Here is a 16256-nt window from a genome sequence, read left to right as displayed (position 1 = left end):
GGCACCGATAAGGAGAATTCAACATGGCATACAGCGAAAAAGTTATCGATCATTACGAGAATCCGCGCAACGTCGGCTCTTTTGACAACAGCGACGAGAACGTCGGCAGCGGTATGGTCGGCGCGCCGGCCTGCGGCGACGTGATGAAGTTGCAGATTAAAGTCAACAATGAAGGTATCATTGAAGACGCGCGCTTCAAAACCTACGGCTGCGGTTCCGCCATCGCTTCCAGCTCCCTGGTCACCGAGTGGGTGAAGGGCAAATCCCTGGACGAAGCGCAGGCGATCAAGAACACCGATATCGCCGATGAACTGGAACTGCCGCCGGTGAAAATTCACTGCTCTATTCTGGCGGAAGACGCGATTAAAGCCGCGATTGCGGATTACAAAAGCAAACGTGAAGCAAAATAATTAGTTGAGGTTTTGTTATGTCGATTACTCTTAGCGACAGTGCTGCAGCGCGAGTCAATGCCTTTCTGGCGAACCGCGGTAAAGGGTTTGGCCTGCGCCTGGGCGTGAGAACCTCCGGCTGCTCGGGTATGGCCTATGTACTGGAGTTTGTTGACGAGCCGGCGGCAGAAGACACCGTGTTTGAAGACAAAGGCGTGAAGGTCGTGATCGACGGCAAAAGTCTGCAATTCCTCGACGGCACTCAGCTGGACTTCGTCAAAGAAGGTCTCAACGAAGGGTTCAAGTTCACCAACCCTAACGTCAAAGACGAGTGCGGCTGCGGCGAAAGCTTTAACGTATAATCGGTCATCCCCAACCCCACCGCGGTTACGCCGCGCGTGGGGTTTTCATTTAGATGCATGACCCTGAGGTTACTATGGACTATTTCACCCTCTTCGGGTTACCAGCCAGCTATACCCTCTCGCTTGAACAACTGGCTGTCCGGTATCAGGATCTGCAGCGCCAGTACCATCCGGATAAATTTGCCAGCGCGCCTGCTGCGGAACAGCTTGCGGCGGTTCAGCATTCCGCGACCATAAACCAGGCCTGGCAGACGCTGCGCCATCCGTTGACCCGGGCGGAATACCTCCTCTCGCTTCATGGCTTCGATCTGGCCAGCGAGCAGCATACCGTTCGCGATACCGCATTCCTGATGGAACAGCTGGAGCTACGCGAAGAGCTCGACGAGATCGGTAAGGCGAAAGACGATGCGCGGCTGGAAGCCTTTATCAAACGAGTGAAAGCGCTGTTTGATACCCGCCATCAACTGATGGTTGACCAATTGCATAATGAGAGCTGGGAGGCGGCGGCGGATACGGTACGTAAGCTCCGTTTTCTTGATAAACTGCGCAGCAGTGCTGAAGAACTCGAAGAAAAACTGCTCGATTTTTAATTTTCGGAAGCAATTATGGCCTTATTACAAATTAGTGAGCCCGGCCTGAGCGCCGCGCCGCACCAGCGTCGTCTGGCGGCCGGTATCGACCTGGGCACCACCAATTCTCTGGTGGCTACCGTGCGTAGCGGCCAGGCCGAAACCTTGCCCGACCATCAAGGCCGCTATCTGCTGCCGTCGGTGGTGAACTACCACGCTTCGGGGCTGACCGTCGGCTATGATGCCCGGCTTAACGCCGCCCAGGATCCTGCCAATACCATCAGCTCGGTGAAGCGAATGATGGGGCGCTCCCTCGCCGATATTCAAAACCGCTACCCGCATCTGCCGTATCAGCTGCAGGCCAGTGAAAACGGCCTGCCGATGATCCAGACCGCCGGCGGCCTGCTGAACCCGATTCGCGTCTCCGCCGACATCCTGAAAGCGCTGGCTGCCCGGGCAACCGAAGCGCTGGCTGGTGAACTCGACGGCGTGGTGATCACCGTTCCCGCTTATTTCGACGACGCTCAGCGTCAGGGGACCAAAGACGCGGCGCGTCTGGCGGGGCTGCACGTGCTGCGCCTGCTCAATGAGCCGACCGCGGCGGCTATCGCCTACGGCCTCGATTCCGGTCAGGAAGGGGTAATTGCGGTCTACGATCTCGGCGGCGGCACCTTTGATATTTCCATTCTGCGCTTAAGCCGCGGGGTGTTTGAAGTGCTGGCGACCGGCGGTGACTCGGCGCTCGGCGGCGATGATTTCGACCATCTGCTGGCCGACTATCTGCGCGAGCAGGCGGGCTTCAGCGACCGCAGCGATAACCGCCTGCAGCGTGAGCTGCTGGATGCCGCCATCGCGGCGAAAATCGCCCTCAGCGATGCCGAGGCAGCGCACGTCGAGGTCGGCGGCTGGCAGGGCGATATCACCCGCAGCCAGTTTAACGATCTGATTGCCCCGCTGGTAAAACGCACTTTACTGGCCTGCCGTCGCGCGCTGAAAGACGCCGGCGTTGAGGCGCAAGAGGTGCTGGAAGTGGTGATGGTCGGCGGTTCCACTCGCGTGCCGCTGGTGCGCGAACGCGTTGGCGAATTCTTTGGCCGCACCCCGCTGACCTCCATCGACCCGGACAAAGTCGTCGCCATCGGCGCGGCGATTCAGGCGGATATTCTGGTCGGCAACAAGCCGGACAGCGAACTGCTGCTGCTCGACGTTATCCCGCTGTCGTTAGGGCTGGAGACCATGGGTGGCCTGGTGGAGAAAGTGATCCCGCGTAATACCACCATTCCGGTGGCCCGCGCGCAGGAGTTTACCACCTTCAAAGATGGTCAGACGGCGATGTCCATTCATGTGATGCAGGGCGAGCGTGAGCTGGTGCAGGATTGCCGCTCGCTGGCGCGTTTTGCGCTGCGCGGGATCCCGGCGCTGCCAGCGGGCGGGGCGCATATTCGCGTCACCTTCCAGGTCGATGCCGACGGTCTGCTGAGCGTCACGGCGATGGAAAAATCGACCGGCGTGGAAGCCTCTATCCAGGTGAAACCGTCTTACGGTCTGACCGATGGCGAAATCGCCACCATGATTAAAGATTCGATGAGCTATGCCGAACAGGATGTCCAGGCGCGCATGCTGGCTGAACAGAAAGTGGAAGCCGCCCGCGTCCTGGAGAGCCTGACAAGCGCGCTGGCCGCCGACGCCGCGCTGTTAAGCGCCGCGGAGCGTCAGGCTATCGATGCTGCTGCGGAGCAGGTACGCGCCGCGGCGGCAGGCGACGACGCCGACGCCATTAAAGAAGCGATTAAAAATATCGACACACAAACCCAGGAATTCGCCGCCCGCCGTATGGATCAGTCGGTCCGTATCGCGCTGAAAGGCCAATCCGTGGACGAGGTTTAAAATGCCAAAAATTGTATTTCTGCCCCACCAGGACCTGTGTCCGGATGGCATCGTTGTGGAAGCTGAGACTGGTGAAACTATTCTGGATGCGGCGCTGCGTAGCGGCATCGAGATTGAACACGCCTGCGAAAAATCCTGTGCCTGCACCACCTGCCACTGCATCGTGCGTGAAGGCTTTGACTCGCTGGCGGAAAGTACCGAAGATGAAGACGATATGCTGGATAAAGCCTGGGGACTGGAACCGGACAGCCGCCTGAGCTGTCAGGCGCGCGTCACCGACGAAGATCTGGTCGTTGAGATCCCGCGTTACACCATCAACCACGCACGCGAGCATTAATATGGCACTGAAATGGACCGACAGCCGTGAAATCGGCGAAGCGCTGTACGACGCTTATCCGGATCTCGATCCGAAAACCGTTCGCTTTACCGACATGCATCAGTGGATTTGCGATCTGGAAGAGTTCGATGACGACCCAAACGCATCCAATGAAAAAATTCTCGAGGCGATTCTGTTAGTCTGGTTAGACGAAGCCGAATAATTTTCGCGTTATGATTTATGCGACGGTATTAAGTCGGATGAATCATCGAGCGAGAGAACATTACGGGCTGCCATACGGTGGCCCGTTTGCTAAGAAGGATAATGATAATGACCGAAGCCATGAAGATTACGCTTTCTACTCAGCCAGCCGATGCGCGCTGGGGAGAAAAGGCGTCTTACAGCATTAATAACGACGGCATCGCCCTGCACCTCAACGGCAAAGACGACCTGGGCCTGATTCAGCGCGCGGCGCGTAAAATTGACGGTATGGGCATCAAACATGTCGCGTTAAGCGGCGAAGGCTGGGACACCGACCGCGCGTGGGCGTTCTGGGCGGGTTATAAAGGTCCGAAAGGCACCCGTAAAGTTGAATGGCCGACCCTGGACGATGCGCAGCGTAGCGAGCTGGACAACCGTCTGACCATTATTGACTGGGTGCGCGACACCATCAACGCGCCGGCGGAAGAGCTGGGCCCGGAGCAGCTGGCACAGCGCGCCGTGGACCTGCTGTGCAGCGTGGCGGGCGAGCAGATGAGCTATCGCATCACCAAAGGCGAAGATCTGCGTGAGCAGGGCTATCTCGGTCTGCACACCGTAGGCCGCGGCTCCGAGCGTCCGCCGGTCCTGCTGGCGCTGGATTATAACCCGACCGGCGATAAAGAAGCCCCGGTATACGCCTGCCTGGTGGGCAAAGGCATCACTTTTGATTCCGGCGGCTACAGCATCAAACAGAGCGCCTTTATGGATTCAATGAAATCCGATATGGGCGGCGCGGCGACCATCACCGGCGCGCTGGCTTTTGCCATTACCCGCGGGCTGAACAAGCGCGTGAAGCTCTACCTGTGCTGCGCCGACAACCTGATCAGCGGTAACGCCTTTAAACTCGGCGATATTATTCATTATCGTAACGGCAAAACCGTTGAAGTGATGAACACTGACGCCGAAGGCCGCCTGGTGCTGGCGGATGGCCTGATTGACGCTTCGGCGCAGAAGCCGGCGCTGATCATCGATGCCGCCACCCTGACCGGCGCGGCGAAAACCGCGTTGGGTAATGACTACCACGCGCTGTTCAGCTTTGACGATGCGCTGGCGAATCGCCTGCTGGCGAGCGCCCAGGCGGAAAACGAAGCCTTCTGGCGTCTGCCGCTGGCCGAGTTCCACCGCAACCAGCTGCCGTCGAACTTCGCTGAACTGAACAACACCGGCAGTGCCGCCTATCCGGCTGGCGCCAGTACCGCGGCGGGTTTCCTGTCCCACTTCGTGGAAAACTACCATCAGGGCTGGCTGCATATCGACTGTTCGGCAACCTACCGTAAATCTGCCGTTGAGCAGTGGTCGGCGGGCGCGACGGGTCTTGGCGTGCGTACCATTGCTAACCTGCTGACGGCTGAGTAACGGCCTTGCCGGGGGCGCTACGCTTACCCGGCCAGGAAAACCGTATGCCCGCGTGGACGAATGGCCGCCGGGCAATTCATTGTGAAGTAGCCAAACTATGTCTGATACGAAAAATGAATTAGAAACCCTGCTGGAAAAAGCGGCGACCGAGCCTGCCCACCGTCCGGCATTTTTCAGCGCGCTGCTGGAGGCGACCGTCTGGGTACCCGGCAGTGCAGCCGATGGTGAGCAGATTGTCGAAGACAGCGCGCTGGATCTGCAGCACTGGGAAAAAGATGACGGCAGCTCGGTGATCCCGTTCTTTACCTCGCTGGAGGCGCTGCAGCAGGCGGTGGAAGACGAACAGGCTTTCGTGATGATGCCGGCCCGTACGCTGATGGCGATGACGCTGGGCGAATCGCTGTTCCTCAACCCGAAGCTGCCGAGCGGCAAAGAGTTCACCCCGCGTGAAATCAGCCATCTGCTCGGGGAAGAGGGCAGCCCGCTCAGCACCCAGACGGTGCTGGAAGGGGGCGAAGCGCTGTTATTGTCTGAAGTCGCTGACCCGCCGGCGCAGATGGTCGATTCGCTGACCACGCTGTTCAAAACGCTGAAAACCGTCAAGCGGGCGTTTCTGTGCTCGATTAAAGAGAGCGCCGACGCGCCGGCCAACTTGTTGATCGGTATTGAAGCGGAAGGGGATATTGAATCCGTTATCCAGACCACCGGCAGCGTGGCGACCGATACCCTGCCCGGCGATGAGCCGATCGATATTTGTCAGGTGGTGGAAGGCGAGAAGGGCATCAGCCACTTTATGATTGCCCATATCACACCGTTCTATGAAAAGCGCTGGGGCAGCTTCCTGCGCGATTTCAAACAAAACCGCATTATCTGACCGCGGGGGCGGCTGCCCCCGCTGTTTCTTTATGCTTCCAGTGTGAGGCCGAAAATCGGCTTTGCCAGGGTTAATGCAGCGCAGCAAAGATCCGCGGATAGGCTGACGCCATGTTATAGATAAGAAATCCCGTCACACAGAGCGTGACAATGCCGTTGAAGAGCGCCATATCCCCACGCCATGCCCGACATCTCTCCTCGCCCAGCAAAGAACGTAGCGCTGCCACCAGCCCGCCGACCAGCATAAACGCCAGTAACACCCCTGCCATTTGCGCGATAACAATGTACCAGCCCAGCGGCGTATTCACGCCCCGGGCGCTCATCAGCGCGATCTGCGCCGGCAAAATCGTCTGAAACCCCAGAGTGAGTATCACGAGGAGGCGCAGGTCCACCAGCTGAGCGTCGAACGTGCGGGCCAGACGTCGGGCGTCACGCAGGAGCAGCACCCCTGACGCCACCGCCGCGGCAACGCTGACGTGCTGGAGAATAAAAATATATAACGCCAGGGTCCCGGATCCGACCCGGGATAAAAAGAACAGATTGCAAAAGACGATAATCAGCAGGCCAAATTTTATGCCCCAGGCGCGGAGAACCTCGCCGGGCCAGCGCCGGCTTGACGCAGGGTTATGCATCATCCACGCGGCAAGGGTCGACTTACCGTAACCGGGCGCGAGCAGCACCATCAGAAAACCCAGCAGCGCCTGGTGACCATAGGTTATTAACGGGACCTCTTCCAGCGTGACCCCGAGAAAGCGGGTATAAACAGAAACCGGCACAGGCACCAGGCTTAACCATGTCCGGTTCCATTGCGGCCAAAAATAAAGAATGACGCCGCCCGCCAGCAGGCCAGCTATGCCTCCCAGCCAGGGACGGCGCGGCGAATCAGCAGAATGTGGGTTAGAGACTAATGCCATTTTCACTCCTTGTGGTGACATCAGATTGGGACGGACTGGATGCGCTATCAGTCCTGAGGAATTCCGTACCGGTGCTCTGCCTCCTCATCAGGCAAAGCGAATACGGCAGGTACAAACCCTGCTGCAGCACAGAGTAACCGGTTTAGCGAGAAGCAGAAGGAAGGGAGAGGGAAAATCAGAAATTATTTAGTGACCGCGGGACGGGAGGCCCGCGGTCACGCCGTGTTTACGGAGCGGCAGAGGCCGGTTCAATCGGCAGATCGCTCCGCGCGCCCCATTCGCTCCAGGAGCCGTCGTACAGGCAGACGCCGTTCACGCCAAGCGTGGTGAGCGCCAGCACGACCACCGCCGCCGTCACCCCGGATCCGCAGCTGGCGATGATTGGCCGTTCAAAATCGACACCCTGACGTAAAAAGATGTCGTTCAGCTCGTCGACGGTTTTCAGTTCGCCGTTAATCACCAGCTCCGTCCATGGCACGTTAAGCGCGCCAGGGATATGCCCGCGACGCAGGCCCGGGCGCGGTTCGTCGGCCTGGCCGTTAAACCGGGCCGCCGGACGCGCATCGACAATCTGCGCCGACCCTTCATGGCTGACCAGCAGGACGTCGGTCAGGCGCTTAATTTGCTGGGGATCGAAACGCACGTCGAATTCCCCTTCGGCCACCTCGGGCACGCCTTGCTCCAGCGGCAGTTCGTCACGTCGCCAGCCCTCCAGCCCACCGGCCAGAATGGACACCTTCTCCACGCCAAAGGTGCGCAGCATCCACCAGGCGCGAGGCGCGGAAAACAGATTGCCTTCGTCATAAACCACCAGGTGCTTATCGCTGCAGACGCCCAGCTCGCGCATGGCGACGGCAAATGCCTCGGCGCGCGGCATCATATGCGGCAGCGGGCTGGTGTGATCGGACAGCGCCTCAATATCGAAAAACAGCGCGTTCGGCACGTGGCCGGCGCGGTATTCCGCGGCCATATCGCGCAGGGCCTCCTGCCCGGCGGGCGCCATACGGGCGTCGATAATCTGGATCTCCGGGTCATCAATATGTTCTGCCAGCCAGTCGGCGGCGACAAAAAACGAGGTGGACATGGGTGCCTCCGTTTTACAATTCATGACTGAATTGTCGGCGTTTTATCTCACGCTGACAAGTTAAGGACGTCAGAGTGGGGACGACGTCACGGCACTTTTCTGATTAATCGGCAGAAACCCGCGTCATCACTGTTGAGAAGTGCCGCCTTAACGCATAATAAAAAGTGATAATTTGCATCAGGCCCACCGGCCGAGGGGTTAGAAGGATGAAACCATTTCGTTTAGCGGCGCTGTCACTGGCGCTCCTTACCGCATTTTCATTAACCGGGTGTGATGACAGCGGTACGCCGCAGGCCACGGCCCCGGCGCCAGCTGCGGATAGCAACCCAGGCGCGACGGCAAAACCGGACCGCGCCCAGCTGGCGGCGCTGGCGGAAAAAAGCCAGGGCAAAGCGCTGACGCTGCTCGACGCCTCGGAGGTGCAACTGGATGGTGCCGCGACCCTGGTGCTGACGTTTTCCGTGCCGCTGCAGCCGGACCAGGATTTCTCCCGCAGCGTGCATCTGGTCGACAAGAAAAGTGGTAAGGTCGACGGTGCCTGGGAACTGGCGCCGAATCTGAAAGAGCTGCGTCTGCGTCACCTTGAGCCAAAGCGCGAGCTGATTGTCTCGGTCGACCCGACGCTGACCGCCCTGAACAAGGCCACGCTCGACAAACCGTTCGAGAAGACCCTGACCACCCGCGATATCGCACCGAGCGTTGGTTTCGCCAGCCGCGGCTCGCTGCTGCCGGGCAACGTGGTCGCCGGGCTGCCGGTGATGGCGCTGAACGTTGATAATGTCGACGTTAACTTCTTCCGTATTAAGCCGGAATCACTCTCCGCGTTTGTCAGCCAGTGGGAATACCGCAACTCGTTAAGCAACTGGGAGTCTGATGAGCTGCTGAAGATGGCGGATCTGGTCTATACCGGCCGCTTCGATCTCAACCCGGCACGCAATACCCGCGAAAAGCTGCTGCTGCCGCTGAACGATATCAAGCCGCTCCAGCAGCCGGGCGTCTACGTGGCGGTGATGAACCCGGCGGGCCATTATAGCTACAGCAACGCGGCGACGCTGTTTACCCTCAGCGATATCGGCGTCTCGGCGCATCGCTACCACAACCGGCTGGACGTCTTTACCCAGAGCCTGGAAAACGGCGCCGCCCAGTCTGGTATCGACGTCCAGCTGCTCAACGCCAAAGGGCAGACCCTGGCGGAGGCGAAAAGCGACAGCCAGGGCCACGTTACTCTGCAAACCGATAAAGAAGCCGCGCTGCTGCTGGCGCGTAAAGAGGGGCAGACGACGCTGCTGGATCTCAAGTTGCCGGCGCTGGATCTGGCGGAATTCTCTATCGCAGGGGCGCCCGGTTTTAGCAAACAGTTCTTTATGTTTGGCCCGCGCGATCTCTATCGGCCGGGCGAAACGGTGATCCTCAATGCGCTGTTGCGCGATAGCGACGGCAAGCCGCTGGCGGAGCAGCCGGTGAAGCTGGAGGTGGTGCAGCCGGACGGCCAGGTGATCCGTTCGGTGATGAGCAAACCGGTGAATGGTCTGTACCAGTTCACTTATCCGCTCGACAGCGGCGCGGCTACCGGCATGTGGCACATTCGCGCCAGCACCGGCGATAACCAGCCGCGCGAGTGGGACTTCCACGTCGAAGACTTTATGCCGGAACGCATGGCCCTGAACCTGACGCCGCAGGCTGCGCCAGTCGCGCCGGATGCCGACGTCACCTTTGCCGTCAGCGGCGCTTATCTCTACGGCGCGCCGGCCAGCGGCAACCAGCTGCAGGGCAAGCTGTTCCTGCGCCCGCTGCGCGACGCCGTCGCCGCGCTGCCGGGCTTCCAGTTCGGCGATATTGCGGAAGAAAACCTCTCCCGTAGTCTGGATGAAGTCCAGCTGACGCTGGACGAAAAAGGCCATGGCGAAGTGACCACCTCAAGCCAGTGGCAGGATAGCCATTCGCCGCTGCAGGTGGTGTTGCAGGCGAGCCTGCTGGAATCCGGGGGGCGTCCGGTGACCCGTACCGTACAGCAGCCGATCTGGCCCGCCGGGGCGCTGCCGGGGATCCGCCCGCAATTTACGCTGAAGGACGTTTACGATTACCGCACCGATACCACCGTGAAGCAGCCGGTGGTCGATGAGAACAGTAACGCCGCGTTTGATATCGTCTATGCCGACGCCAAAGGCGAGAAAAAAGCGGTCTCGGGCCTGCAGGTACGGCTGATCCGCGAGCGCCGCGACTACTACTGGAACTGGTCCGACAGCGAAGGCTGGCAGTCGCAGTTCGATCAGAAAGATCTGCAGGAGGGCGAGGAGTCGCTGGATCTGCAGGCCGGACAAACCGGCAAAGTGAGCTTCCCGGTAGAGTGGGGCTCCTATCGCCTGGAGGTGAAAGGGCCGGACGACGTGGTCAGCAGCGTGCGCTTCTGGGCCGGCTATAGCTGGCAGGATAACAGCGAAGGTACCGGCGCGGCGCGTCCTGACCGGGTCACCATGAAGCTGGATAAACCGAGTTATAAACCGGGCGACACCATCAAGCTGCATATTGCCGCCCCGGCGGCGGGTAAAGGCTACGCGATGGTGGAATCCAGCGAAGGGCCGCTGTGGTGGCAGGAAATTGACGTCCCGGCGGAGGGGATGGATCTGTCTATTCCGGTCGATAAAGCCTGGAACCGCCACGATCTCTACCTCAGCACGCTGGTGGTTCGCCCCGGCGATAAATCCCGCTCGGCGACGCCGAAACGCGCGGTGGGTCTGCTGCATCTGCCGCTGGGCGATGAAAACCGCCGCCTGACGCTGGCGCTGGAAGCGCCGGACAAAATGCGCCCCAACCAGCCGCTGACGGTGAAAGTGAAAGCCAGCGTCAAAGAGGGCGAGGCGCCGAAACAGGTCAACGTCCTGCTCTCGGCGGTGGATAGCGGGGTACTGAATATCACCGATTACGCTACCCCGGATCCGTGGAACGCCTTCTTTGGCCAGAAGCGTTACGGCGCAGATATCTATGACATCTACGGCCAGGTGATCGAAGGGCAGGGACGTGTGGCCAGCCTGCGCTTCGGCGGCGATGGCGACGAGTTAAAACGCGGCGGCAAACCGCCGGTCAACCACGTGACGATCGTCGCCCAGCAGGCGCAGCCGGTGGTATTGAACGATCAGGGCGAAGGCACGGTGACGTTACCCATTGGCGATTTTAACGGCGAGCTGCGGGTGATGGCCCAGGCGTGGACGGCGGATGACTTCGGCAGCAGCGAAGATAAAGTGGTGGTGGCCGCCCCGGTCATCGCCGAACTGAACACCCCGCGCTTCCTCGCCAGCGGCGATACCACACGGCTGGCGCTGGATCTCAGCAATCTGACCGATAAACCGCAAACCCTGCAGGTACATCTTACCGCCAGCGGGCTGGTGACCTTGACCGATGGCCAACTGCCACCGGTGCAACTGGCGCCGGGGGCGCGCAGCACGCTGTTTATACCGGTGAGCGCGCTGGCGGGATTCGGCGATGGTCAGGTCAATGCTACTATCAGCGGCCTGAGTCTGCCGGGAGAAACCTTCGCCCCGCTGCAGAAACAGTGGAGAATCGGCGTCCGTCCGGCGTTCCCGGCCCAGACTGTCAACAGCGGCGCGGTGCTACAGCCCGGCGAAAGCTGGCAGGCGCCGGCGGCGCAGAGCCAGGGGTTCGCCCTGCAAACGCTGCAGGGTCAACTGCTGCTCAGCGGGAAACCGCCGTTGAACCTTGCCCGCTATATCCGTGAGCTGAAAGCCTATCCTTACGGCTGCCTTGAGCAGACCGCCAGCGGCCTGTTCCCGTCGCTGTACACCAGCGCGGCGCAGCTAAAAGCGCTGGGCATCAGCGGCGATAGCGATGAAAAACGCCGCGCGGCAATCGATGTTGGTATCTCACGCCTGCTGCAGATGCAACTGGAAAACGGCGGCTTTGCGTTGTGGGATAAAGAGGGGCCGGAAGAGTACTGGCTGACCGCCTACGCCATGGACTTCCTCGTCCGCGCGGGCGAGCAGGGCTATAGCGTACCGGTCAACGCCATTAATAAAGGTAACGAACGCCTGCTGCGCTATCTGCAGGAGCCGGGGCTGATGACCGTGCGCTACAGCGATGACGCCCAGGCCAGCCGCTTTGCCGCCCAGGCATACGCCGCGCTGGTGCTGGCGCGTCAGCAAAAAGCCCCGCTCGGCGCCTTGCGTGAAATCTGGAGCCGTCACGACCAGGCGCGATCCGGCTTGCCGCTGCTGCAGCTCGGCATTGCGCTGAAAACCATGGGCGATGCGCCGCGCGGCGATGAGGCCATGAAGCTGGCGGTTGCCACCCCGCGCCAGGATGAGAATCGTTGGCTGGGCGATTACGGTAGCCCGCTTCGCGATGACGCCCTGAAGCTGGCGCTGCTGGAAGAGAACAAGCTGCTGCCGGAGGTGCAAAACACGCTGTTGAGCACGCTGTCGGAAGAGACCTACGGCCAGCGCTGGCTGTCGACCCAGGAAACCAACGCCCTGTTCCTTGCCGGACGTACGCTTGCCGACCTGCCGGGCAACTGGCAGGCGCAAACCTCGCTGCAGGCTGAGCCGCTGGCCGGCGACAAAGCGCAAACCCGTAACCTCGACGGCGATCGGCTGGCGACGCTGCAGGTGAGTAATACCGGCAGTCAGCCGCTGTGGCTGCGTCTCGACAGCAGCGGTTATCCGCAAAGCGCGCCACAGCCGGGTGGCAACGTGTTGGGGATTGAACGCGCTATTTTCGATACCCACGGCCAGCAGAAATCGCTGACCTCGTTGCGCAGCGGCGAACTGGTGCTGGTGAAGCTGGAGGTGACCGCCAAACGCAATGTGCCTGACGCGCTGGTGGTTGATCTGTTGCCTGCCGGTCTGGAGCTGGAAAACCAGAATCTGGCCAACAGCAGCGCCAGCCTGCAGGAGAATGGCGACGCGGTGCAAAATCTCCTTAACCAGATGCAGCAGGCGGATATTCAGCATATCGAGTTCCGTGACGACCGTTTCGTCGCCGCTGTCGCTGTCAATGAAGGCCAGCCGGTGACGCTGGTTTATCTGGCGCGGGCGGTGACGCCGGGTACTTATCAGGTCCCGCAGCCCCAGGTGGAATCGATGTATGTGCCGCAGTGGCGGGCGACCGGGGCGGCCAGCGGTCCGCTCACCGTGACGCCGTAAATGCGCGTATTGCCTCGGGTAAAACGCCGCTGGCGCTGGCTGGCGGCGTTTATTTTTCTGCTGTGGCTGGCGCTGCTGGCCGCCGATCGCTTGTGGCCGCTGCCGCTGCAGGACGTCACGCCTGCCCGCGTGGTAGTGGCGGAAGACGGCACGCCGCTCTGGCGCTTTGCCGATGCGCAGGGCGTCTGGCGTTATCCGGTGACTCTCGCCGACGTGTCGCCGCGCTATCTGCAGGCGCTCATCCAGTATGAAGACCGCTGGTTCTGGAAACATCCAGGGGTCAATCCCTTCGCGGTGCTGCGCGCCGCCTGGCAGGATTTAACCTCCGGGCGGGTCATTTCCGGCGGCAGCACGCTCACCATGCAGGTCGCGCGTCTGCTCGACCCTCATCCGCGCACCTTCGGCGGCAAGCTACGCCAGCTATGGCGAGCGCTGCAGCTGGAGTGGCATCTGTCAAAAAACGACATTCTTACCCTCTATCTGAACCGCGCGCCGTTTGGCGGCACCTTACAGGGGATCGGCGCGGCCAGCTGGGCTTATCTTGGCAAACCGCCCGCTCAGCTCAGCTACGGCGAGGCGGCGCTGCTGGCGGTGCTGCCCCAGGCGCCCAGTCGTTTGCGCCCGGACCGCTGGCCGCAGCGGGCCCAGGCGGCGCGCGATAAAGTCCTCACGCGTATGGTCAGCCAGGGCGTCTGGCCGCAACGGCCGGTACAGGAAGCGATGGAAGAACCTGTATGGCTATTCCCGCGGCAGATGCCGCAGCTGGCGCCGCTTTTTTCACGCCGGGCGCTGGCGACCAGTCGCGACGAAAAGGTGACGACAACGCTCGATGCCGGGCTCCAGCGGCAGCTTGAGGATCTGGCGCTGAACTGGAAATCGCGCCTGCCGCCGCGCAGCTCACTGGCGATTGTTGTCGTCGATCACACGGATATGAAAGTCCGCGGCTGGGTGGGATCGGCGGATATCACCGACGACAGCCGCTTCGGCCATATTGATATGGTCTCGGCGGTGCGTTCGCCGGGATCGGTGCTGAAACCCTTTGTCTACGCGATGGCGATGGATGACGGGCTGATCCATCCGGCGTCGTTATTACAGGATGTTCCACGACGCTTTAGCGATTATCGTCCCGGCAATTTTGACAGCGGATTTCATGGCCCGGTGAGCGTCAGCGAGGCTCTGGTGCGCTCCCTGAATCTGCCGGCGGTGCAGGTGCTTGAAGCCTACGGGCCCAAACGTTTCGCGGCGAATTTACGCAACGCCGGGCTGCCCCTGACGCTGCCCGCTGGCGCAGAGCCGAACCTGTCGCTGATCCTCGGTGGGGCCGGGGCACGGCTGGAAGATATCGTCGCGGCGTACAGCGCCTTTGCCCGACACGGCAAGGCGGCGCGGCTGCGCATGAAACCTGACGCGCCGCTGGTGGAACGGGCGCTGATGTCACCCGGCGCGGCGTGGATTGTCCGGCGCATTTTAGCCGGCGAAGCGCAACCGGTTCCCGATGCCTCACTGCCGCAAGTGGTGCCGCTGGCGTGGAAAACCGGTACCAGCTATGGCTATCGCGATGCGTGGGCGGTCGGCCTCAATGCGCGATATCTGATAGGTATCTGGACCGGACGGCCAGACGGTACGCCGGTGGTGGGCCAGTTTGGCTTCGCCAGCGCCGTGCCGCTGTTAAACCAGGTCAATAATCTGTTGCTGGCGCGCCAGGCGATGAGCCGCGGCGGGCTGCCGGTCGACCCGCGCCCGCAAACGGTGAGCCGCGGGGCTATTTGCTGGCCAGGCGGGCAGGATCTACCGGCCGGTGACAGCAACTGCCGCCGGCGCTTAGCCAGCTGGCTGCTGGATGCCAGCCAGCCACCGACGCTGCTGCTGCCCGGGCAGGAGGGCGTGCGCGGGATCCGCTTCCCGGTGTGGCGCAACGCAGCAGGGGAAAGGGTGGCCGCGGATTGTCCGGGTGCGACTGAAGTCGTTATTGATGTCTGGCCGCTGCCGCTGGAACCGTGGCTACCGGCCAGGGAGCGCCGTCGCGCGCGTCTGGGGCCGGTATCGAAAGTGTGCCCACCGTTGCAAACTCAGAATGCCGCGCCGCTGGTGTTGTCAGGTATTCGCGAAGGGGCGTTAATAAAACGTCTGCCGGGCGAGGCGCGGGTGATGTTACCCGTGCAAACCAGCGGTGGAGAAGGGCGGCGCTGGTGGTTTATCAACGGCCAGCCGTTAGACGCCACCGGTGCGACAACCACGCTAACGCTGGATAAGCCTGGCGAGTGGCAGCTGGTGGTCATGGATGAGGCTGGGCAAACGGCGGCCGCCAGTTTCACCCTGCAATAACCAGGGTAAATTTGTTGTTGGCGGTTTGTGTTTCCAATACTCATCTTATTTTAACAAAATGTTACCTTCATCCGTAGGCATCGCCGACGTTGCTCATTATAATGCGCGCCAGGCCATACGATCGTATGCGCAACAACAGAACATTTAATTAGAGGTAATCATGGCTATTGAACGTACTTTTTCCATCATCAAACCAAACGCGGTGGCAAAAAACGTTATTGGCAGCATCTTTTCTCGCTTTGAAGCTGCAGGGTTCAAAATCGTCGGCACCAAAATGCTGCACCTGACCGTTGAACAGGCTCGCGGTTTCTATGCTGAGCACGAAGGTCGCCCGTTCTTCGACGGTCTGGTTGAATTCATGACCTCCGGCCCGATCGTGGTTTCCGTCCTAGAAGGCGAAAATGCGGTTCAGCGTCACCGTGACCTGCTGGGCGCCACCAACCCGGCGAACGCTCTGGCCGGTACCCTGCGCGCTGACTACGCTGATAGCTTCACTGAGAACGGCACCCATGGTTCCGATTCTGCAGAATCCGCTGCTCGCGAAATCGCGTTCTTCTTTGCTGAAGGCGAGGTTTGCCCGCGCACTCGCTAATCTCCTGCGTCTTTCACGCCACAGCATTGTTGGCTTCCTTCGCGCACCCCGGTCACATAGTTATCTATGCTCCCGGGGATTTGCGAACTCGCCGCCTCGCTGTGACCTGAAATACTTTGGAGATACAAACCTCGTCTTTTCGACCGTCGCGGCGTTGGCTGCGCGCGTTCAC

At 60.8% G+C, this 16256-nt stretch carries 13 protein-coding genes; 11 read left to right on the top strand and 2 right to left on the bottom strand.

Annotated elements, in window-relative coordinates:
- Positions 1-23 precede the first annotated feature (23 nt).
- From iscU to sseB, 8 genes are all read left to right on the top strand, one after another.
- Positions 24-410, top strand: coding sequence for a Fe-S cluster assembly scaffold IscU (gene iscU / locus FHW76_RS04665; protein WP_002913991.1), 387 nt, complete (start codon positions 24-26; stop codon positions 408-410).
- A gap of 17 nt (positions 411-427) precedes the next feature.
- Entirely contained in the window at positions 428-751 is a 324-nt protein-coding gene (iscA, locus tag FHW76_RS04660; RefSeq protein ID WP_002913979.1) for an iron-sulfur cluster assembly protein IscA, read from the top strand.
- A gap of 74 nt (positions 752-825) precedes the next feature.
- A complete protein-coding gene (hscB, locus tag FHW76_RS04655) occupies positions 826-1341 on the top strand; it encodes a co-chaperone HscB (RefSeq protein ID WP_008803792.1) in 516 nt (171 codons plus the stop codon).
- 15 nt (positions 1342-1356) lie between these two features.
- Entirely contained in the window at positions 1357-3207 is a 1851-nt protein-coding gene (gene hscA, locus FHW76_RS04650) for a Fe-S protein assembly chaperone HscA (RefSeq protein ID WP_032733428.1), read from the top strand.
- Between the two features lies 1 nt (position 3208).
- Positions 3209-3544 (top strand): ISC system 2Fe-2S type ferredoxin, encoded by a 336-nt coding sequence (gene fdx, locus FHW76_RS04645; protein ID WP_004201872.1) that lies wholly within the window; start codon positions 3209-3211, stop codon positions 3542-3544.
- A 1-nt stretch (position 3545) separates the two neighbouring features.
- Positions 3546-3746 carry a Fe-S cluster assembly protein IscX gene (iscX, locus tag FHW76_RS04640; protein ID WP_002913954.1) on the top strand — a complete coding sequence of 67 codons (201 nt, stop codon included), beginning with the start codon at positions 3546-3548 and terminating at the stop codon, positions 3744-3746.
- A 107-nt stretch (positions 3747-3853) separates the two neighbouring features.
- Positions 3854-5140 (top strand): aminopeptidase PepB, encoded by a 1287-nt coding sequence (pepB, locus tag FHW76_RS04635; protein ID WP_012967441.1) that lies wholly within the window; start codon positions 3854-3856, stop codon positions 5138-5140.
- A 97-nt stretch (positions 5141-5237) separates the two neighbouring features.
- Entirely contained in the window at positions 5238-6014 is a 777-nt protein-coding gene (gene sseB, locus FHW76_RS04630) for an enhanced serine sensitivity protein SseB (RefSeq protein WP_012540874.1), read from the top strand.
- 70 nt (positions 6015-6084) lie between these two features.
- Here the strand turns inward: sseB and FHW76_RS04625 are convergent, their stop codons facing one another.
- Complete coding sequence (locus tag FHW76_RS04625; protein ID WP_183476292.1) at positions 6085-6927, bottom strand: hypothetical protein; 843 nt, start codon at positions 6925-6927, stop codon at positions 6085-6087.
- Between the two features lie 226 nt (positions 6928-7153).
- On the bottom strand, positions 7154-8011 hold the full coding sequence (sseA, locus tag FHW76_RS04620; protein WP_012967442.1) for a 3-mercaptopyruvate sulfurtransferase: 858 nt from the start codon (positions 8009-8011) through the stop codon (positions 7154-7156).
- Between the two features lie 206 nt (positions 8012-8217).
- Between sseA and FHW76_RS04615 the strand changes: the two genes are divergently transcribed.
- From FHW76_RS04615 to ndk, 3 genes are all read left to right on the top strand, one after another.
- Positions 8218-13167 carry an alpha-2-macroglobulin gene (locus tag FHW76_RS04615; protein WP_183476289.1) on the top strand — a complete coding sequence of 1650 codons (4950 nt, stop codon included), beginning with the start codon at positions 8218-8220 and terminating at the stop codon, positions 13165-13167.
- Positions 13168-15492 (top strand): peptidoglycan glycosyltransferase PbpC, encoded by a 2325-nt coding sequence (gene pbpC, locus FHW76_RS04610; protein WP_183476286.1) that lies wholly within the window; start codon positions 13168-13170, stop codon positions 15490-15492.
- A gap of 160 nt (positions 15493-15652) precedes the next feature.
- Positions 15653-16084 carry a nucleoside-diphosphate kinase gene (ndk, locus tag FHW76_RS04605; protein ID WP_023298068.1) on the top strand — a complete coding sequence of 144 codons (432 nt, stop codon included), beginning with the start codon at positions 15653-15655 and terminating at the stop codon, positions 16082-16084.
- Positions 16085-16256 lie beyond the last annotated feature (172 nt).

This window comes from Klebsiella sp. RC2 (assembly GCF_014192815.1).
GTDB lineage: Bacteria > Pseudomonadota > Gammaproteobacteria > Enterobacterales > Enterobacteriaceae > Klebsiella > Klebsiella variicola.
This window is presented reverse-complemented; position numbering and strand designations above follow the sequence as displayed.